This is a genomic window from Methylomagnum sp. (genome assembly GCF_054333355.1).
Window position 1 is genome coordinate 1 of the sequence record NZ_JBTEKS010000056.1, and the last position, 16987, is coordinate 16987.

Consider the following 16987-nt stretch of genomic DNA (forward strand, 5'->3'; position numbering starts at 1 on the left):
CACCGATTATCCCGGCCCGTTCGCCTCGGCCCTGACCCACGGAAATGTTTTCGCCACGCAATACCACCCGGAAAAAAGCCATGCGGTGGGATTGCGGTTGCTCGCCAATTTCCTAAACTGGCAACCCGCTTCCTAAAGCGCCTTCCTGATTTACCAACCCATCCCCCGCTGAGGATATTCCCATGCTTTTGATACCTGCTATCGACCTGAAAGATGGCAAGTGCGTCCGGTTGCGGCAAGGCCGCATGGAAGATGACACCGTGTTTTCCGACGATCCGGTGGCGATGGCCGGAAAATGGGTGGCGGAGGGCGCCAAGCGCTTGCATCTGGTGGACTTGAACGGCGCCTTCGCGGGCGTGCCGCGCAACGGCGAGGTGATTCACGCCATCCGGGAAACCTACCCGGACATCCAAATCCAAGTGGGCGGCGGGATTCGCGATCAGGACACCATTCAGGCCTATCTGGATGCGGGCGTCGATTACGTCATCATCGGCACCAAGGCGGTCAGCGCCCCGCATTTCGTGCGGGAAGTCGCGGCGGAATTCCCCAATCACATCATCGTCGGCCTGGACGCGAAGGACGGCAAAGTCGCCATCGACGGCTGGTCCAAACTGTCCCATCACGACGTGATCGACTTGGCGCAGAAGTTCGAGGACGACGGCGTGGAGGCCATCATCTACACCGACATCAGCCGCGACGGCATGATGCAGGGCGTGAATATCGGAGCGACTTCCCGGCTGGCCCGATCCATCCGCATCCCGGTCATCGCCTCGGGCGGCATCACCACCATCGACGACATTCATGCCTTAGCCAAAATCGTCGGCGACGGCGTGATGGGTGCCATCACCGGGCGGGCGATTTACGAGGGCACCCTCGACTTCGCCGAAGGCCGCAAAATCGCCGAGCAGTATTAAGCCATGCTAGCCAAACGCATCATTCCCTGCCTGGACGTGGACGCGGGCCGGGTGGTCAAGGGCGTCCGCTTCGTCGAGATCAAGGACGCGGGCGACCCCGTGGAAGTCGCCCGCCGCTACGACCTGGAAGGCGCCGACGAAATCACCTTCCTCGACATCACCGCCAGCGCCCACGAGCGCGACACTATGGTGCATGTGGTCGAGCAGGTGGCCGGGGAAATCTTCATCCCGCTCACCGTGGGCGGCGGCATCCGCACCCTGGAAGACATCCGCCGGATGCTCAACGCCGGGGCCGATAAGGTCAGCATCAATAGCGCCGCCGTGGCCCGGCCCGAGTTCGTGCGGGAGGCGGCGGAACGGTTCGGCTCGCAGTGCATCGTGGTCGCCATCGACGCCAAAAAGGTGTCCGACGATCCCAAGCGCTGGGAAATTTTCACCCATGGCGGACGCAAGCCCACCGGACTCGACGCCATCGACTGGGCGCGGCGCATGGTGGAGTACGGCGCGGGGGAAATCCTCCTGACCAGCATGGATCGCGACGGCACGAAATCCGGCTTCGATTTGGAATTGACCCGCGCCATTAGCGAGGCGGTGCCGGTGCCGGTCATCGCATCGGGCGGCGTGGGCACTCTCGATCACCTCGCCGACGGCATCACCGACGGCAAGGCCGATGCGGTGCTGGCCGCCAGCATTTTCCATTTCGCCGAGTACAGCATCCGCGAGGCCAAGGAACACATGGCGGCGCGGGGCATCGAGGTGCGGCTGTGACGGCTTGGCTGGATGAGGTGCGCTGGAACGCTGACGGCTTGGTCCCAGCCATTGCCCAAGAGGCGGGCAGCGGGCAAATTCTAATGGTGGCCTGGATGAACCGGGAAGCCTTGGAACTCACCGCCGCCGAGGGCCATGCCGTGTACTGGTCGCGCTCCCGCCAGAAGCTCTGGCGCAAGGGCGAGGAATCCGGGCACCGACAGAAAGTCCACGAAATCCGCCTCGATTGCGACGAGGACGTGATTCTCCTCACCGTCGAGCAGGTGGGCGGCATCGCCTGCCACACCGGGCGGCATCATTGTTTTTTCCGGGTGTTGAAGGACGGCCACTGGGAGACAGTCGAGCCGGTGCTGAAATTGCCCGAAAGCATTTACTCATCTTGAGCCCGTGCTCGGCTCTTCCGGTAATGCTCCTCTCGACGGGTCTAATTTAGCAACCATAAGCCTCGCTCAACTCCCCGCTGAAGCGTTGGAAACCTTGCAACTCGTCGCTCAGGGCGGGCCTTTTCCGTATCCCCAAGACGGAACAATTTTTCGAAATCGGGAAAATAGGCTACCCAACATGGCAACTGGGTATTATCGAGAGCATACCGTTGCCTCAGCGGGAATTATCGGCAGAGGTGCCAGAAGAATTATCACCGGCAAGTCTGGTGAGGTTTACTACACCGACGATCATTACCAAACCTTTCAAAAGGTCATTGAATGAGTACCCTGTCCGTCGCCGAACTATCTCACCAACTTCCCGCCGTGTTTCCTAAGCCTGCGGTTAATTGCTTTATTATCAATGGGGACAGAATTTGTGATAAGGAGAGCTTTTTAAGAGAGTTTTCTGAGGTATTGGGGTTCCCGGATTATTTTGGTTTTAACTGGGATGCTTTTTCTGATTGTGTGACGGACCTCTCTTGGCTCGATTCGAGCAATGGATTTCTCATCATCTACAAAAATTCACATGCCTTCAGAAATGCCAGCCCGGACGAGTGGGCCATCGCCAATGAAATATTATTGGATGCGGTCGATTATTGGCATGAACAAGGTAACTTTATGACGATCCTTTTTGTGTAAGGAGGTATTGAAATGGACATACTCACCCAACTCGCCGCCGTCCTAGAGCAGCGTAAATTCCAAGACCCCAAATCCTCTTACGTTGCCGCCCTGTACGCCAAAGGCTTGGACGCGATTCTTAAGAAAGTCGGCGAGGAAGCCACCGAAACCGTGATGGCCGCGAAGGATGGCGTGCCGGACAAAATCATCTACGAAGTGGCCGACCTGTGGTTCCACAGCATGGTGTTACTGGCTCATCAAGGTTTGAGCCATGAGCAAGTGCTAGCCGAGTTGCAGCGGCGGTTTGGGCTGTCGGGGTTGGCGGAGAAGGCTGCGCGGGCGGGCAAGCCGGAGTAATCACGTCGGCTGTCGCAACACCTATTCACGCTCGCTTAAATCATCCGCAATCATCTCCATGAAATGGCTTTTCTCGCTCTTTAAAAACAATAACGACACCCCGGACGCTGATTTGCTTGACCGCTATAAGCAGTTCCGGGAAGCCAGTCGAAACCTGAACGTCACCCTTGCCAAGCAGTTACCCAAGGTGGCCGCGCCGGAATGCGGAAAAAAGCTGGGGATATTCAAGGCCGGTACGCTGATTTTGAATAATGACGACGAAATCGCCATTTTGTACGACTACGCTTTTCATTATTACCGGCGGGCTGGCAAAAGCGTTATCGACCGTTATCTTGAGGCCACGCCACCTGTACCTGAATCTATCGAGGCGAAAATATTTCAGGCCATGCTGAAATCATATTATTCGCTATTCAGAGTGGAACAAATCAAGCCTCGCCAAGGTGCCGTGCTGCGTGATTTGTTGACCGGTACCACCCTGGATTTGATGAATATCAGCCTGAGCGATACCGGCAATCCGGGTATTATCCTGGCCGGGCGGATATTGCCGTTTGCGGATTTTGCGATGTCTTCCGGCACGATGATTCCGGTGCCAGAATTCGTATACGAGGAAAAAATCACGTCAGTGATGCAAAAGTTTCCGAGCGACAAAGAGCGAAGCGCTCATCCGCTGTTTTCCGCCGCCCAAGAGGCTGCATTCGTGGCTCAAATTATCCGTGCGGTTTTGCGCGAAGGCGGCGAAGATAATGTTTTTTACACGGATATCGAAGATTAAGAGAAGAGGCACTGATTATGGCGATTCGGAATTTTCATGGCACCGCTCCCAAACTAGGGGAAGGTGCCTGGGTGGATGACAGCGCGGTGGTCATCGGCGAGGTGACCCTGGGCAAGGATGTGTCCATTTGGCCGATGACGGTCATCCGGGGCGATGTGAACCGGGTCGAGATCGGCGACGAGACCAACATCCAGGATAGCTGCGTGCTGCACGTCACCCACCGCAGCGAAGCGCACCCGGAGGGCCATCCGCTCATCATCGGCGCCGGGGTGACGGTGGGGCACAAGGTGGTGCTGCATGGCTGCACCATCGGCGATTTGTGTTTGATCGGCATCGGGGCCGTGGTCATGGACGGCGCGGTGGTGGAAGAGCGGGTGATTGTGGGGGCCGGTACGCTGGTGCCGCCCGGCAAGCGGCTGGAAAGCGGCTTTCTCTATGTCGGTAGCCCGGCCCGGCAGATTCGCACGCTGAAGGACGAGGAATTGGAATATCTGGGCTATTCCAAGGATGGTTATGTGTTGCTTAAGAATCAGCACCAGCGGGAAGAGGTGAGTTAAGGCTCTTTCATTCCAATGGTGCGGCTTGTAGGTCGGGCTTTAGCCCGATACCAGGTCACGTAGGATCGGGCTAAAGCCCGACCTACAATTCCCGTCGCTCGGCTTCCAGCGCGGCGATGACCGGATGGGTTTCCGGTCGGACCCCGCGCCACAACAGGAAAGCTTCGGCGGCTTGCTCCACTAACATCCCGATGCCGTCCACGCTCAGTACCGTGCCCGCCGCCTGGCCCCAACGCGCAAACGGCGTGGGCTCTTTGCCATACGCCAAGTCATAGCCACTCCCGCCCTCCGCCAAAACGCCCGCTGGCAGGTCCGGCAAATCCCCGCTCAGGCTGGCGGCGGTGGCGTTCAGAATCAGGTCGAAGCTTTTTCCGGCCAAGTTACCAAAACCGCCGCCCGTGACTGGGCCGAGGTTGGCGAATTCCGCCGCCAGTTGCGCGGCTTTTTCCGGCGTTCGGTTGGCGATGACGAGGCAGTCCGGCTGATGTTCCAGCAATGGCGAGAGGATGCCCCGGCTGGCCCCGCCCGCGCCCAGCAGCAGAATTCGCCGCCCTTTTAGGCTCAATCCCAGATTCACCGTCAGGTCGCGGACCAAGCCCACGCCGTCGGTGTTGTCGCCCAAGATTTCGCCACCCGGCAACAACGCCAACGTGTTCACAGCCTTGGCGCGAGTCGCCCGCTCGCTGAGTTGGTCGGCGAAGCGGAAGGCCAGTTCCTTGAGCGGCACGGTGCAATTGAGTCCCCGCCCGCCCGCCGCGAAGAAGGCGCGGACGCTGGTTTCAAAGGACTCTGCCGGGACATCCTGGGCGGTGTACACCAAGTCCTGCCCGGTTTGAGCGGCGAACAAAGTATGGATATGGGGCGATTTGCTGTGGCTGATGGGGTGGCCGAAAACGGCGTAGCGGTCTGGCATAGGGGGAATCTATGGTTGGTTGAGGCGAATGTTGGGCATCACTACCCTCTTTAAGTTAAGCGCTCGTAGTCCTGCCTTTAGGCGGTAAGCCGACCGGGAAAAACCGGCTGAAGCCGGGACTACGAGCCAAAAGTTGCGTAAGCAGTGAATGTCGGGCATGGGTACATGCCCGACCTACGAGAGGTTATTTCTGCTCCCGCAGCCATTCGGCCACGGCTTTGGCGTAATAGGTCAGGATGGCGTCGGCCCCAGCACGCTTGAAGGACAGCAGGGCTTCCAGCACGGTTTTGCGCTCGTCCAGCCAGCCGTTCTGCGCAGCGGCTTTCAGCATGGCGTACTCGCCGCTGACCTGATAGGCGAAGGTGGGCACGCCGAATTCGTCCTTGATGCGGCGAATAATGTCGAGATAGGGCATTCCCGGCTTAATCATCACCATGTCGGCCCCTTCGGCGAGGTCCAGTTGCACTTCGCGCAAGGCTTCGTTGGAATTGGCCGGGTCCATTTGGTAGCTGTACTTGTCGCCCCCGGCCAGATTGGCGGCGGAACCCACCGCGTCCCGGAACGGCCCATAGAAAGCCGAGGCATACTTGGCGGAATAAGCCAGGATGCGGGTATTCACGAAACCTTCCGCTTCCAGCGCGGTGCGGATGGCGCCGACCCGGCCATCCATCATGTCGGACGGCGCCACGATGTCCGCGCCAGCCTCGGCATGGGACAGAGCTTGCTTGACCAGCACGGCGACGGTCTCGTCATTCACCACGTAGCCGTTTTCATCAATCAGGCCATCCTGGCCGTGAGTGGTGAAGGGGTCCAGCGCCACATCGGTGATGACACCGAGTCCCGGCACGGCCTGCTTCAAGGCGCGGATGGCCCGTTGCGCCAAACCGTCGGGATTGTAGGCTTCGGCGGCGTCCAGACTTTTCTTGTCGAGCGGTGTCACCGGGAACAGGGCCACGGCGGGAATGTCCAGTTCGAAGGCGGCGCGGCACTCTTCCACCAACAAGTCGATGCTGAGCCGCTCGACCCCCGGCATGGAGGTGACTGGCTCGCGGCGGTTCTCGCCTTCCAGGACAAACAGGGGATAAATCAGGTCATCAACGGTGAGCCGATTCTCCCGCATGAGGCGGCGGCTGAAATCGTCGCGGCGCGTCCGGCGCGGGCGGAGGGCGGGGAATGAAATGGTATTATTGGGCGACATGTGGGACGGTCGTTGGGTTTGATGTGAGTAAACCCGGCGGTGTATCCGAGCCTACCGATTTGTGATAAAAAACACTAAGTAAATGAGTAATCAGGAGTTATTTCAATGAAATTTACCAAAACTTCCTTCGGCTTGGCGAGTTGGGCCAGTGCCTTGGCGTTGCTCTTGAGCTTGCTCTCGGTGGCGGCCTGGGCGGAGGAAGCGCTGCTCCCCCCCCAGTTGGTCATCCAGAAGACCGCCGACCAATTGCAAGTCAATCTGCAAAAGCCTGAATACAAGAACGATTTCAAGAAGGCCACCGTGTTTGTGGATCGTGCGCTGGAATCCAATGTCGATTTCGAGCGCGTGTCCATCATGATCCTCGGCAAGCATTGGAAAGCCGCGACGCCGGCCCAGAAGGAGCGCTTCAAGAAGGAGTTCCGCCTGCTGCTGGTGCGGACCTACACCACCGCCTTCACCGAATACGCCAACTGGAAGATTCGTTATCTCCCCCTGGAAACCAAGCCCGGCGACAATAAGGTCATTGTGCGTACCGAGATTTTGCAGGCCGGCGCCCAGCCGGTCGCGGTCAATTACCGGATGGTCAATGAGCACAATGATTGGAAGGTTTATGACGTGCTGATCGAAGGCATCAGCCTGTTGCAGAACTATCGCTCCAGCTTCGGCGACGAGATCGCCCGCACTGGCTCCCTCGATCAATTGATTGCCCATCTCGCCGAACGCAATGCCTCCGCCATGAAGGAACCCATCGGCGGCAGGTCATAACCACTCCCTGGCTTTTAGGAAATTCTCATACAGATTTTCCTCGGGACCGCCTTCCTCCGGCTTGAAGTTATAGCGCCAGTGGGCCACGGGTGGCAGGGACATCAGAATGGATTCCGTCCTGCCACCCGATTGCAGTCCGAACAGCGTCCCCCGGTCATAGACCAGATTAAATTCCACATAACGCCCGCGCCGGTAAAGCTGGAAATCCCGTTCCCGCTCGCCGTAAGGCGTCTCCTTCCGTCGCTGCACGATGGGCAGATAAGCCGACAGGTAATGGTCGCCCACGCTGCGCAGGAATTCGAAGCTGCGCTCAAATCCCCACTCGTTGATGTCGTCGAAGAACAGCCCGCCCACGCCCCGGGTTTCATTGCGGTGTTTCAGGAAAAAATACTCGTCGCACCAGCGCTTGAAGCGGGGATAGACTTCTTCGCCAAAGGGCGTGCAGGCATCCCGCGCCGTGTGGTGCCAATGGACCGCGTCTTCTTCAAATGGGTAATAGGGCGTCAGGTCGAAGCCGCCACCAAACCACCACACCGGCTCCTCGCCTTCCTTCTCCGCCAGAAAGAAACGCACGTTGGCGTGGGAGGTGGGCACGTAGGGGTTGCGGGGATGAATGACCAGGGACACGCCCACCGCCTGGAAACCGCGCCCGGCCAACTCGGGCCGATGGGCCGTGGCCGAGGGCGGTAGGGTCTTGCCCATCACATGGGAAAAGTTCACGCCGCCCTGTTCCAAAGCATCGCCGCCGGACAGCACCCGTGTGCGGCCACCGCCGATGCCGTTGGCGTATTGCCAGTTGTCTTCCTGAAACTTGGCGGCGGGTTCTTCGTTTTCCAGGCTCGCGCAGATGCGGTCTTGCAGGTCGAGCATATAGGCTTTGACGGCGGCGAGGTCGGGGTGGCTCATGGATGGATTCCTGGCGGTAAATGGGCCGCGATTCTAGCATGAGGGGTTGGCGGGCGGCGGTTGGGCGGGAAGCCCGTGATAGACTGGCTCGACAGTGATTTACCGGATTAGCCAGCGGAGACATCGGCCCATGAATTCAGCTTCGTCGCAACGCTTCAACACCCTCGCCAGCAACTACGCCACCAGCGAAGTGCATACCCGCAGCCCGACCCTCGACCGCTTGCACGCGCTAATGCCGCCGATTGATTCGGTGTGCGACGTGGCGAGCGGGGCAGGGCACACCGGCCTTGGATTTGTCAGCATCGCCTCGCGCATCGTCGCGGTGGACCCCGCGCCCAATATGCTGGCCCAAGTGCGGCGGTTGGCGGGCGAGCGCGGCATGGCCGTTGAAACGGTGGAAGCCTTCGCGGAGTCGATGCCGTTGGATTCCGAATCGTTCGATCTGGTGGTGTGCCGGGTCGCCGCCCATCATTTTTCCGATTTGTCCAAAGCCATGGCGGAAATGACCCGCCTCGCCAAACCGGGCGGTTATGTGGCGATCATCGACATGGAGGGCGACGAGAACCCGGACATTGACGCACTCAACCACGCGATTGAGGTGCTGCACGATCCCACCCATGTGCGCTCTTACACGGTCACGCACTGGCGGGCGCTGTTCGCTGCCAATGGGCTGGAGGTGGTCGCCTGCGAAAACCGCTGGTGCGAAATTCCTGGTGGCATGACGGTGCGGCGTTGGTGTGAGCTGGGCAATTCCGGCGCGGAGGCGTTGCAAGCCATACAGGGCCGCTTGGCCGCCGCCCCGCCGGACTGGTTGGCCGAACTGGAAATCACCCAGGATGCCGACGGCGGGTTTCGTATTCCCATCCGCACCTTGCTGATATTGGGGCAGAAATCCCGCTAAGCGCCGCGCTTGATGACGGAATTTTCAGAACTGGCCGCCTATCAAGGTTTGTTCGCGACCCCCTGCAAACCTACCTTGCAAGCTTGGTTGGCGGAGTTACCGGAGCAGTTGCAAAGCGCCTTCGATGTCGGCCACCACGGTGACTGGCCGAAATGGCGTGAAGTCATCCGGCAACTACTCATCATTGAACCTGCGCGGGTCGATCTCAACGCCGACGCGGTGACTATCGACGGCCCTGATGACGCGGCGGATCAAGCCAGCCTCGAAACCCTGTTGCGGGAACTCCATCCCTGGCGCAAGGGACCGTACCGCTTGCGCGGCGTCCACATCGACACCGAATGGCGCTCCGACCTCAAATGGCGGCGGCTGGCGGACCACATTCAACCCTTGGCGGGCCGCGTGGTGCTGGACGTGGGCTGCGGCAACGGCTATCACGCTTGGCGGATGGCCGGGGCGGGGGCGAAATTGGTCATCGGCATCGACCCGACCTTGCTCAGCGTGGCGCAATTCCTGGCGGTCAAGCGGTTGGCGGGAGATTTTCCGGTGTATGTGCTGCCGCTCGGCATCGACGATGTGCCGCCCAATCTCCGCGCCTTCGACACGGTGTTCTCCATGGGCGTGCTTTACCACCGCCGCTCACCGCTCGACCATCTGCTGGAACTCAAGGGCTGCCTCCGCTCCGGCGGCGAACTGGTGCTGGAAACCTTGGTAATCGAGGGCGAGGCCGGGCAAGCGCTGGTGCCGGAGGACCGCTACGCGCAGATGCGCAATGTCTGGTTCATTCCGTCATGCCGGACTTTGGCGGGCTGGTTGAAGCGCTGCGGCTACCGGAATATCCGGTTGATCGACGTGGCGAAGACCACCCCGGAAGAACAGCACTCTACCGATTGGATGCGGTTTCAGTCCTTGCCGGATTTTCTCGACGCTGGGAATTCTGAGCTAACGGTGGAGGGCTTGCCTGCGCCACGGCGGGCGATATTTTTGGCGGTGAGTCCGTAAAGTCCTTGATGGCCGGGGAATGCTGGCCCGATTCGCGGGGCTGCCTTATTCGGCGGCGTTCTGGGTTGATTCCGCCATGGCGAGCGCTTCCAAATCCATTTTGTCCCGCGGTCTTCCTGCCGCACGCTTGGCCGCAATCAGGTCTTGCCGGGATATGAAGGGCATCCGCAGCCCGTCCAATTCGATTTCTTCCCGCCGCCCCCAGGCTTCCGCGGAAACCACGCCGGGTATTCCCATCAGCACATCCACGCGCAGGGGTGGTACGCCCGGTAGAAATAGCCTTCTTCGGTGAAGTCCTGCTCGGTCAAATCCGTCAACGGCGCACCGAACGCTTTGAGGGCGGCGAACACCGCCTTGGCGTTTTGGGGGTCTGCGCCCACCCACAGATCCTGTGGATTGTGTTGCGAGGATTCGGAGTTTAGCCGATGCGGGATGGCGTTAATATCAGATTCCCGCCCTACCGCTTGACTTCGCCCCGCCGCCGCTTAAGGTATGCCTATCGCCAACGTGGTTAGCGTTCAATCAAGCAGGTTTACCCCCATGGCCCATCCCCAACTCAAGCCCGCCAGCTACGACGACATCCTGGATTTGCCCGAGCATCTGGTGGGCGAAATCATCGACGGCGAACTCTACACCCAACCCCGACCGGCGCCCCGCCATGCGCGGGCTTCGTCGCTGCTGGGCGGCAGATTGACCGGGCCTTATGACGAAGGCAGCGGCGGTCCCGGCGGCTGGTGGATATTGGACGAGCCAGAGCTTCACTTGGGGCGGCACGTTCTGGTGCCGGACTTGGCGGGCTGGCGGCGCGAGCGACTGCCGAGATTGCCGGATACCGCTTGGTTTGAACTGGCCCCGGACTGGGCTTGTGAGGTGCTGTCGCCGGGCACCGCCCGCAAGGATCGGGTGAAAAAGATGCCGATTTACGCCGCGCACGGGGTGCGGCACCTGTGGTTATTGGACCCCGGCCTCAGAACGCTGGAAATCTTCGAGAACGCCGAAGGCCGCTGGTTTATGCTGCGTGCCTTTGAAGCCGACGAGTCGGTGTCCGTCGCGCCCTTCGAGGCTATCACCCTCGATCTCGCCGTGTTGTGGGCGGATTGATCCGGCGCGGCCAACGCGACACAAAAACTTTGCGTGCCAACACCGCACGCCATCCGAGTGAGGAAATCCCACCATGTGCCTAGCCATCCCCGGCCAAATCGTTAGCCTCTCCGCCGCCACCGCCGAGCGCTTAGGGCGCGTCAGTTTCGGCGGCATCATTAAGGAAGCCAGCCTCGCCTTCACCCCGGACGCGCAAGTCGGCGATTACGTCATCGTCCACGCCGGTTTCGCCATTTCTCAATTGGACGAAACGGAAGCCCAAGCGGCCTTGGCTGAGTTCGCCGCACTGGAAGCTTTCGAATCAGACGACACCGAGCAGCCATGAAATACCTGAACGAATACCGCGACCCCGCCACCGTCCACCGGCTGGCCAAGTCCATCGCCAAGACCTGCACGCAGGCCTGGACGATCATGGAAGTCTGCGGTGGACAGACCCACTCCATCCTCAAATACGGACTCGACCGGCTGTTGCCCGATGGGCTGGAATTGATTCACGGCCCCGGCTGCCCGGTGTGCGTCACCCCGCTGGAATACATCGACAAAGCCATCGCCATCGCCGGGAACCCGCTGGCGATTCTTTGCTCGTTCGGCGACATGCTGCGGGTGCCTGGTTCGCGCCAAGACTTGCTGGCGGTGAAGGCGGCGGGCGGCGATGTGCGGACGGTCTATTCGCCGCTGGATGCGCTCAAAATCGCCCGCGACAATCCGGCGCGGCAAGTGGTGTTCTTCGCGGTGGGCTTCGAGACCACCGCCCCGGCCACGGCCATGACGGCGTTCCAGGCCAAACAGACCGGACTCGCCAATTTCTCCCTGCTGGTCAGCCATGTGCGGGTGCCGCCAGCCATGGAAGCCTTGCTGAGTGCGCCCGCTAGCCGAGTGCAGGGCTTCCTCGCCGCCGGGCATGTTTGCACGGTGATGGGCTACACGGAATACGAACCCATCGCCGCCGCCTATCGGATTCCCATCGTCGTGACTGGCTTCGAGCCGGTGGACATTTTGAGCGGCGTGCTGCGCTGCGTCAGGCAGTTGGAAGACGGGCGCCACGAGGTGGAGAACGAGTACCGCCGCTCGGTGCAGCGGGAAGGCAACCGCGCCGCGCTGGATTTGCTGGGCCGGGTGTTCCGGGTGATCGACCGGCCTTGGCGCGGCTTGGGACCGATACCGGCCAGCGGTTTGGGGCTGAGCGAGGAGTACGCGGATTTCGACGCGGAACGGCGCTTCGACCTGCACACGCTGTCCGTCCCGGAACCCGCCGACTGCCTAAGCGGCCAAGTCCTGCAAGGCATCCTCAAGCCCGACCGCTGCCCCGCCTTCGGTGCCCGCTGCACACCCGAGCATCCGCTGGGTGCCACCATGGTGTCGTCGGAAGGCGCCTGTGCGGCATACTACCGCTATCGTCAAGCTGAACCAGCCAATCCATAGCTAACTCGTAGTCGCGTAGGTCGGGCAGTACTCATGCCCGACATTTCCGGTTGCGTCGGGCATGGAATACATGCCCGACCTACGGATTATGAGCTCCTGCTAAATCTCGCACGCCAACCAACCCCGTAAATACCTCATGAGACAACCGATTATTCCAATCTTGGCGGGCCTGTCCGCCGCGCTAATCACCACCACGCTGAGCGGCTGCGCCGACAATCCCCACAAGGCCAGCACCAGCGCCTATTACCACGACGCGCACATCTGCCGCGCCCAGAACCTCATCCAACCCAAGGTTCGCAGCAACCTCGCCAGCGATGCGTCCTCGGACATCGTGGCGGGCGTGAACGCCCGGAATTACCTGAAATGCATGGAGCAGCTTGGCTACCATCAGGACGTTAAGACCGACCCGCTACTGCACGCCCTGGATAAATGCCAGCACAAGGCCGAGCGCCCGCTCACGGCCACCCCGGAAGGCAGCGGCACCAAATTGAGCGCCAGTCTCGACCGAGCCGCGTTCCGCGAATGCCTGAAGCAGCGCGGCGTGGAGGGCGAGGTGGAGGTCGGCCCGCTGGAAAACCTGGAGCCGAAATAGCATGAGTGACGAATTCCAACTCGCTTGCCCGGTGCCCATCGGCCAGTACGACCACATCGTCATGGCCCACGGCGGCGGCGGGCGGCTGATGCAGCAGCTTCTGGAAAAGCTGGTGCAACCCGCGTTTGCCAACCCGTACTTGGAGGCGCGGCACGACAGCGCGGTGTTTGAGTCGGGCGGGCAGCGCTTCGCCTTCACCACCGATTCCTACGTGGTGAAGCCGCTGTTCTTCCCCGGCGGCGACATCGGCAAGCTGGCGGTGTGCGGCACGCTGAACGATCTCGCCATGGCCGGTGCCCGGCCGTTGTTTTTGAGCGCGGCGCTCATCATCGAGGAAGGAATGCCCATCGCTGATTTGCAGCGGGTGCTGAACTCCATGGCGGCAACGGCGAGGGGCGCGGGCGTGTTCATCGTCACCGGCGACACCAAGGTGGTGGACCGGGGCAAGGGCGACGGGCTGTACGTCAACACCGCTGGCATTGGCGTGATCGAGCATGGCCTGAACATTACCCCGGCGTCAGTCCAGCCCGGCGACGCCGTGCTGATTAACGGCGACTTGGGGCGACACGGCATCGCCATCATGGCCCAGCGGGAAGGGCTGGCGTTCGAGACCACCATCGAAAGCGATTGCGCCGATTTGTCCGGCCTAGTACGGGACTTGTTGGCGGCGGGGGTTGAGGTCCGTTGCCTGCGCGACCTCACTCGCGGGGGACTGGCCAGCACGCTGGTGGAAATCACTCAGTCGGCGGGCGTGGATATTGAAATCGCCGAAACCGCCATTCCGGTGCGGGAGGATGTGCGGGGCGCGTGTGAAATGCTCGGCTTCGATCCGCTTTACGTGGCGAACGAGGGCCGTTTCGCCGCCTTCGTCCCGGCGGAACAGGCCGGGCGGGCGTTGGCTGTTTTGAAGGCCCATCCTCTGGGGGAAAGCGCGGCGGAGATTGGGCGGGTGGTTGGGAAATCCAAGGGCGCCTTGCACCTCAAAACGGCCTTCGGCGCCCGGCGGGTGTTGGATTTATTGAGCGGCGAGCAACTGCCCCGGATTTGTTGACGAGGCCGTCGAGCCACCGATTTCCTTGGCCTTGACCTCGCTCGACGGCTTCAAGCCTTTCATGCATTCCAAGGCGTTGCGGTCGATGACCTTGGCGGCGCCTATGCAGTCCCGCACACGGATTTTGATGGCGAGATCGCCGTTGCCTGAGGCGCTACCCAGCCCCGCGCCATTGCCCGCGCCCGCGCCTCGCAGCACGGCCTTGCCGTTCTCCTGAATGAGTTGCATCCCCTTCAAGGCGCTCATGCCCAGCAGGACTTGGGTGCCTGTTGCCTTGGGATTGATGTTGCCTAGCACATTGAGCAGGCGTATGGGGCCGACCGACAGTTCCGGGATGATGGTCTCGTAGGCGTCGTAGACATCGCTGGCCGACGCCATCCTGATTTGCCGACGCTTCTCCAAGCCCAGCTCAGCGGCCAGCGGCTCGGGAATAACCACCGCGCTGGCCCCGGTATCCACCAGGAAGCTGACATCCTGGTCGTTGATGCTGCCATCGGTGTAATAGTGGCCGTCGGTGCCGGTGCGCAGCGCCATGGACGGGGCGGCGGTGCTTTCCGGTTCATCGGTGTCGGCGTAAGCCGCGTGGGTGACGGCTTGGCCTAGCGCGAGGCAAACGATCAATGCGCCAAGGGCGCGCTTGCCGAATATTTTTGTTATGGCATTCATGGCGGACTCCGATGCCGGTTGGACGATGCTGACATCCAGCTTAGTCGGAAATCTTCAGAAAATTATGCGTGAATTCACGTATTCATAATGAAATCAATGGTAATTTTCCCTGCCCAGCCAGGTAATCGTAAGCCTTTTGGGAGAGTGCCACCGCGTTGGGCGGGCTGTGTATGGATCGCCAATCAGCCAGCCTCCCGCTTCGCCATGTCCACCCATTCCTTATTCAGCCGGTTGCTGTGCTGGCTGCCGCCTTTGGCGTCCTTCAGAACCTCCCCAAATAGCGCCTTGGCTTCGGCCAGATTTCCAGTGCGCTTCAATAGCAGGGCGTAGCGGCATTTCAGTTCGGTGCTGGACGAGCGTTGCAGCAGCCCGAGGTATTCGCCCGCCGCCTGGTCCGTTTGGTCCAGGGCGTCCAGCGACCGGGCGTACAGCAGGCGGGCGTCGGCGCTGTCGTAATCGGGATTGGCCTGGAACAGGGTTTCGAGCGCCGCCCTGGCCCGGTCGAAGCGCTGGGCTTCCACCAAGGCCGTGGCTAGGCCGATCAGGATGTCGGGATCGGTGCGGTACATGCCGGACAGGGAGCTTTCGAACAGATCAATCGCCTCATCCAGCTTGCCCTGCCGGAGATATTCGCGGGCCAGCGCCAGCCGGTTGCCGATGGTGTCGGAAATTTCCAGGGCTTCGCGGAGTCGGCGCAGTTCCTTGCCGGGGTCGATGGCTTTCAGGAAGACTTTGGAGCCTTGGCGGGCGGTGCGGCTTTGCAGGGCTTCCGGCAGGATCACCATGATGATGTACAGCAGGCAGCCAATCAGCGGCACGAAGATGATGAGGAACACCCAGAACAGCGGATAGCCGCGCCGCATGGCGTGGACGGCGAAGCCGATTTGGATGGCGAGCATGAGGATTCCAGTGATTTCCATGGTTGTTCTCTTTGTTCGATTGTAAAAGGGGCGCGGGCGTCTCGCCCGCTGATTCCCACAAGATGGCCGTATTCTTCTTCGCGGCCAAGATGGCCGCGCTCCTTTAGCGCCGCTCCGCCAGCACCCGCGCCGGGCTATTGAAGGCGATGCCCTGGTTATAGGTGCTGTTCACCATCACCGCCTCCACCAGGGGCGGGGAAACGGGGGTGTCGCTTTCCCACTCGACGACGAAGCTGGCGCTGATGCCGCCGCTGCGGTCGGATTCCTTGACGATGTGTTCGGCGGAGGCCAGCGGTTTAAGGGTGGCCGATTGCTTTTGGTAGGCGCGGATCAGGGTGCCCGCCGAACTGTGGTAATCGACCCGCGTGACCGTGATTGGGTTCCGCAAGTCGGTGTTGCGGAGGCTCAGCGTCGCGGTCAGGTTTAGCGTGAAGCCCTTGTCGCCATAGGGCACTTCCGAGTAGGCCGGGACGTAGAGGGTTTGGCCTCGGGAAAGCGCGTCCTCGGCGTGGGCGCACGGCGTGGTCACTGACCCAACGAGAAAAAGCGCGGCGGCGATGAATCGACGGGAACGGGGCAGGGCGGTCATGATTCCTCCGGGCCGCTTTATCGGGGTGGCGAAGTCAGCGGAGTTTAACGGAATCCGACGTTTTTGAACGCGCCCCGCACGCCGGAATTCTTGCCGGGACTGGGAACGGTTCCTACAATCGGCGGCCTTGTTCGCTAAACCAATAATGATTCCAGGAGGCAGGCTATGTTGATGTTCGCGCTCGCGGTTTTTACCCTGGCCGGGGTGATGGGGATGGGCTTGATTGTGGATGTGTGGCGGGGGAGGGGCCATACCAAAGCCTATGCCCTGGTGCATGGCGGGCTGGCCCTGCTCGGCTCGGGGCTGGTGGTGGCTGAGGCGTTGAAGGGCGATAGCCGCCTTTACACGAACATCGGCCTTGCGGTCGTCATCATCTTGATTGGTGTTTGCCTGTCCTCGCGGCGCGCGCTGGGCACCCAGGCCAAGGGCGCGGCGCTGGTTCATGCCAGCTTGGCGGCGGTGTGTTACATGGTCCTGGCGTGGTGGGTGTTGGGATCGGGCGTTTAATTTACAGCAATTTCATTCCCAATATACGGGGGAGACGGCTTGTGGGAGT

At 61.0% G+C, this 16987-nt stretch carries 25 protein-coding genes and 1 pseudogene; 18 read left to right on the forward strand and 8 right to left on the reverse strand.

The window, feature by feature from the left end; genetic code table 11:
• The 9 genes and pseudogenes from hisH to ACXWUF_RS06745 all read left to right on the forward strand — a co-directional run.
• Window positions 1–136, forward strand: a pseudogene (gene hisH, locus ACXWUF_RS06705) (imidazole glycerol phosphate synthase subunit HisH); the annotation flags it as partial.
• Window positions 137–182: 46 nt separating this feature from the next.
• Window positions 183–914 carry a 1-(5-phosphoribosyl)-5-[(5-phosphoribosylamino)methylideneamino]imidazole-4-carboxamide isomerase gene (gene hisA, locus ACXWUF_RS06710; protein WP_458493899.1) on the forward strand — a complete coding sequence of 244 codons (732 nt, stop codon included), beginning with the start codon at window positions 183–185 and terminating at the stop codon, window positions 912–914.
• A 3-nt stretch (window positions 915–917) separates the two neighbouring features.
• A complete protein-coding gene (hisF, locus tag ACXWUF_RS06715) occupies window positions 918–1682 on the forward strand; it encodes an imidazole glycerol phosphate synthase subunit HisF (protein WP_458493900.1) in 765 nt (254 codons plus the stop codon).
• Entirely contained in the window at window positions 1679–2065 is a 387-nt protein-coding gene (hisI, locus tag ACXWUF_RS06720) for a phosphoribosyl-AMP cyclohydrolase (RefSeq protein WP_458493901.1), read from the forward strand. Before hisF ends, hisI begins: the two co-directional genes overlap by 4 nt.
• Window positions 2066–2069: 4 nt before the next feature.
• Window positions 2070–2387, forward strand: coding sequence for a ribonuclease domain-containing protein (locus tag ACXWUF_RS06725; protein ID WP_458493902.1), 318 nt, complete (start codon window positions 2070–2072; stop codon window positions 2385–2387).
• Window positions 2384–2743: a barstar family protein gene (locus ACXWUF_RS06730; protein WP_458493903.1), complete on the forward strand. Its 360-nt coding sequence runs from the start codon at window positions 2384–2386 to the stop codon at window positions 2741–2743. Before ACXWUF_RS06725 ends, ACXWUF_RS06730 begins: the two co-directional genes overlap by 4 nt.
• Before the next feature lie 12 nt (window positions 2744–2755).
• The gene (locus tag ACXWUF_RS06735; protein WP_458493904.1) at window positions 2756–3079 is read left to right on the forward strand and encodes a phosphoribosyl-ATP diphosphatase; all 324 of its coding nucleotides are present in this window, start codon (window positions 2756–2758) and stop codon (window positions 3077–3079) included.
• Between the two features lie 58 nt (window positions 3080–3137).
• Window positions 3138–3851 carry a hypothetical protein gene (locus ACXWUF_RS06740; protein WP_458493905.1) on the forward strand — a complete coding sequence of 238 codons (714 nt, stop codon included), beginning with the start codon at window positions 3138–3140 and terminating at the stop codon, window positions 3849–3851.
• A 17-nt stretch (window positions 3852–3868) separates the two neighbouring features.
• Window positions 3869–4408, forward strand: coding sequence for a gamma carbonic anhydrase family protein (locus tag ACXWUF_RS06745; RefSeq protein ID WP_458493906.1), 540 nt, complete (start codon window positions 3869–3871; stop codon window positions 4406–4408).
• Between the two features lie 82 nt (window positions 4409–4490).
• Here the strand turns inward: ACXWUF_RS06745 and aroE are convergent, their stop codons facing one another.
• Both aroE and hemB read right to left on the reverse strand, forming a co-directional pair.
• Window positions 4491–5321 (reverse strand): shikimate dehydrogenase, encoded by an 831-nt coding sequence (gene aroE / locus ACXWUF_RS06750; RefSeq protein WP_458493907.1) that lies wholly within the window; start codon window positions 5319–5321, stop codon window positions 4491–4493.
• 184 nt (window positions 5322–5505) lie between these two features.
• Entirely contained in the window at window positions 5506–6519 is a 1014-nt protein-coding gene (gene hemB / locus ACXWUF_RS06755; RefSeq protein WP_458493908.1) for a porphobilinogen synthase, read from the reverse strand.
• A 105-nt stretch (window positions 6520–6624) separates the two neighbouring features.
• Between hemB and ACXWUF_RS06760 the strand changes: the two genes are divergently transcribed.
• The gene (locus tag ACXWUF_RS06760; protein ID WP_458493909.1) at window positions 6625–7284 is read left to right on the forward strand and encodes an MlaC/ttg2D family ABC transporter substrate-binding protein; all 660 of its coding nucleotides are present in this window, start codon (window positions 6625–6627) and stop codon (window positions 7282–7284) included.
• Here ACXWUF_RS06760 and hemF read toward each other — a convergent pair.
• The gene (hemF, locus tag ACXWUF_RS06765; protein WP_458493910.1) at window positions 7279–8190 is read right to left on the reverse strand and encodes an oxygen-dependent coproporphyrinogen oxidase; all 912 of its coding nucleotides are present in this window, start codon (window positions 8188–8190) and stop codon (window positions 7279–7281) included. The two genes, ACXWUF_RS06760 and hemF, sit on opposite strands and share 6 nt — an antisense overlap.
• A gap of 130 nt (window positions 8191–8320) precedes the next feature.
• Between hemF and ACXWUF_RS06770 the strand changes: the two genes are divergently transcribed.
• Window positions 8321–9091 (forward strand): class I SAM-dependent methyltransferase, encoded by a 771-nt coding sequence (locus tag ACXWUF_RS06770; RefSeq protein ID WP_458493911.1) that lies wholly within the window; start codon window positions 8321–8323, stop codon window positions 9089–9091.
• A gap of 12 nt (window positions 9092–9103) precedes the next feature.
• Complete coding sequence (gene cmoB, locus ACXWUF_RS06775) at window positions 9104–10090, forward strand: tRNA 5-methoxyuridine(34)/uridine 5-oxyacetic acid(34) synthase CmoB (RefSeq protein ID WP_458493912.1); 987 nt, start codon at window positions 9104–9106, stop codon at window positions 10088–10090.
• Between the two features lie 45 nt (window positions 10091–10135).
• On the opposite strand, the gene ACXWUF_RS06780 is transcribed toward cmoB, so the two are convergent.
• Entirely contained in the window at window positions 10136–10312 is a 177-nt protein-coding gene (locus tag ACXWUF_RS06780; RefSeq protein ID WP_458493913.1) for a hypothetical protein, read from the reverse strand.
• Between the two features lie 14 nt (window positions 10313–10326).
• Window positions 10327–10470: a hypothetical protein gene (locus tag ACXWUF_RS06785; RefSeq protein ID WP_458493914.1), complete on the reverse strand. Its 144-nt coding sequence runs from the start codon at window positions 10468–10470 to the stop codon at window positions 10327–10329.
• A gap of 160 nt (window positions 10471–10630) precedes the next feature.
• On the opposite strand from ACXWUF_RS06785, the gene ACXWUF_RS06790 reads away from it, so the two are divergent.
• From ACXWUF_RS06790 to hypE, 5 genes are all read left to right on the forward strand, one after another.
• Window positions 10631–11191: a Uma2 family endonuclease gene (locus ACXWUF_RS06790; RefSeq protein ID WP_458493915.1), complete on the forward strand. Its 561-nt coding sequence runs from the start codon at window positions 10631–10633 to the stop codon at window positions 11189–11191.
• Window positions 11192–11264: 73 nt separating this feature from the next.
• Window positions 11265–11516: a HypC/HybG/HupF family hydrogenase formation chaperone gene (locus ACXWUF_RS06795; RefSeq protein ID WP_458493916.1), complete on the forward strand. Its 252-nt coding sequence runs from the start codon at window positions 11265–11267 to the stop codon at window positions 11514–11516.
• On the forward strand, window positions 11513–12613 hold the full coding sequence (gene hypD, locus ACXWUF_RS06800) for a hydrogenase formation protein HypD (RefSeq protein ID WP_458493917.1): 1101 nt from the start codon (window positions 11513–11515) through the stop codon (window positions 12611–12613). The genes ACXWUF_RS06795 and hypD overlap by 4 nt, the downstream gene beginning before the upstream one ends.
• 136 nt (window positions 12614–12749) lie before the next feature.
• On the forward strand, window positions 12750–13205 hold the full coding sequence (locus ACXWUF_RS06805) for a hypothetical protein (RefSeq protein ID WP_458493918.1): 456 nt from the start codon (window positions 12750–12752) through the stop codon (window positions 13203–13205).
• A gap of 1 nt (window position 13206) precedes the next feature.
• Window positions 13207–14256, forward strand: coding sequence for a hydrogenase expression/formation protein HypE (gene hypE / locus ACXWUF_RS06810; RefSeq protein WP_458493919.1), 1050 nt, complete (start codon window positions 13207–13209; stop codon window positions 14254–14256).
• Here the strand turns inward: hypE and ACXWUF_RS06815 are convergent.
• The 3 genes from ACXWUF_RS06815 to ACXWUF_RS06825 all read right to left on the reverse strand — a co-directional run bounded on the left by ACXWUF_RS06815 (window position 14221) and on the right by ACXWUF_RS06825 (window position 16431).
• Window positions 14221–14922: a retropepsin-like aspartic protease family protein gene (locus ACXWUF_RS06815; RefSeq protein ID WP_458493920.1), complete on the reverse strand. Its 702-nt coding sequence runs from the start codon at window positions 14920–14922 to the stop codon at window positions 14221–14223. The two genes, hypE and ACXWUF_RS06815, sit on opposite strands and share 36 nt — an antisense overlap.
• A gap of 182 nt (window positions 14923–15104) precedes the next feature.
• Window positions 15105–15842: a tetratricopeptide repeat protein gene (locus ACXWUF_RS06820; RefSeq protein WP_458493921.1), complete on the reverse strand. Its 738-nt coding sequence runs from the start codon at window positions 15840–15842 to the stop codon at window positions 15105–15107.
• Between the two features lie 103 nt (window positions 15843–15945).
• On the reverse strand, window positions 15946–16431 hold the full coding sequence (locus tag ACXWUF_RS06825) for a DUF3124 domain-containing protein (protein ID WP_458493922.1): 486 nt from the start codon (window positions 16429–16431) through the stop codon (window positions 15946–15948).
• Window positions 16432–16596: 165 nt separating this feature from the next.
• Here ACXWUF_RS06825 and ACXWUF_RS06830 point away from each other — a divergent pair, with 165 nt between their 5' ends.
• Entirely contained in the window at window positions 16597–16938 is a 342-nt protein-coding gene (locus ACXWUF_RS06830) for a hypothetical protein (protein WP_458493923.1), read from the forward strand.
• Window positions 16939–16987 lie beyond the last annotated feature (49 nt).

Coding starts and splice junctions, on each gene's coding strand:
- hypD (WP_458493917.1), top strand. CDS start 11,513: ATGAAATACCTGAACGAATACCGCGACCCCGCCACCGTCCACCGGCTG.
- ACXWUF_RS06795 (WP_458493916.1), top strand. CDS start 11,265: ATGTGCCTAGCCATCCCCGGCCAAATCGTTAGCCTCTCCGCCGCCACC.
- hemB (WP_458493908.1), bottom strand. CDS start 6,519: ATGTCGCCCAATAATACCATTTCATTCCCCGCCCTCCGCCCGCGCCGG.
- hisA (WP_458493899.1), top strand. CDS start 183: ATGCTTTTGATACCTGCTATCGACCTGAAAGATGGCAAGTGCGTCCGG.
- hemF (WP_458493910.1), bottom strand. CDS start 8,190: ATGAGCCACCCCGACCTCGCCGCCGTCAAAGCCTATATGCTCGACCTG.
- ACXWUF_RS06815 (WP_458493920.1), bottom strand. CDS start 14,922: ATGAATGCCATAACAAAAATATTCGGCAAGCGCGCCCTTGGCGCATTG.
- ACXWUF_RS06735 (WP_458493904.1), top strand. CDS start 2,756: ATGGACATACTCACCCAACTCGCCGCCGTCCTAGAGCAGCGTAAATTC.
- ACXWUF_RS06770 (WP_458493911.1), top strand. CDS start 8,321: ATGAATTCAGCTTCGTCGCAACGCTTCAACACCCTCGCCAGCAACTAC.
- ACXWUF_RS06805 (WP_458493918.1), top strand. CDS start 12,750: ATGAGACAACCGATTATTCCAATCTTGGCGGGCCTGTCCGCCGCGCTA.
- cmoB (WP_458493912.1), top strand. CDS start 9,104: ATGACGGAATTTTCAGAACTGGCCGCCTATCAAGGTTTGTTCGCGACC.
- ACXWUF_RS06740 (WP_458493905.1), top strand. CDS start 3,138: ATGAAATGGCTTTTCTCGCTCTTTAAAAACAATAACGACACCCCGGAC.
- ACXWUF_RS06745 (WP_458493906.1), top strand. CDS start 3,869: ATGGCGATTCGGAATTTTCATGGCACCGCTCCCAAACTAGGGGAAGGT.
- hypE (WP_458493919.1), top strand. CDS start 13,207: ATGAGTGACGAATTCCAACTCGCTTGCCCGGTGCCCATCGGCCAGTAC.
- aroE (WP_458493907.1), bottom strand. CDS start 5,321: ATGCCAGACCGCTACGCCGTTTTCGGCCACCCCATCAGCCACAGCAAA.
- ACXWUF_RS06760 (WP_458493909.1), top strand. CDS start 6,625: ATGAAATTTACCAAAACTTCCTTCGGCTTGGCGAGTTGGGCCAGTGCC.
- ACXWUF_RS06830 (WP_458493923.1), top strand. CDS start 16,597: ATGTTGATGTTCGCGCTCGCGGTTTTTACCCTGGCCGGGGTGATGGGG.
- ACXWUF_RS06790 (WP_458493915.1), top strand. CDS start 10,631: ATGGCCCATCCCCAACTCAAGCCCGCCAGCTACGACGACATCCTGGAT.
- hisF (WP_458493900.1), top strand. CDS start 918: ATGCTAGCCAAACGCATCATTCCCTGCCTGGACGTGGACGCGGGCCGG.
- ACXWUF_RS06820 (WP_458493921.1), bottom strand. CDS start 15,842: ATGGAAATCACTGGAATCCTCATGCTCGCCATCCAAATCGGCTTCGCC.
- ACXWUF_RS06730 (WP_458493903.1), top strand. CDS start 2,384: ATGAGTACCCTGTCCGTCGCCGAACTATCTCACCAACTTCCCGCCGTG.
- ACXWUF_RS06825 (WP_458493922.1), bottom strand. CDS start 16,431: ATGACCGCCCTGCCCCGTTCCCGTCGATTCATCGCCGCCGCGCTTTTT.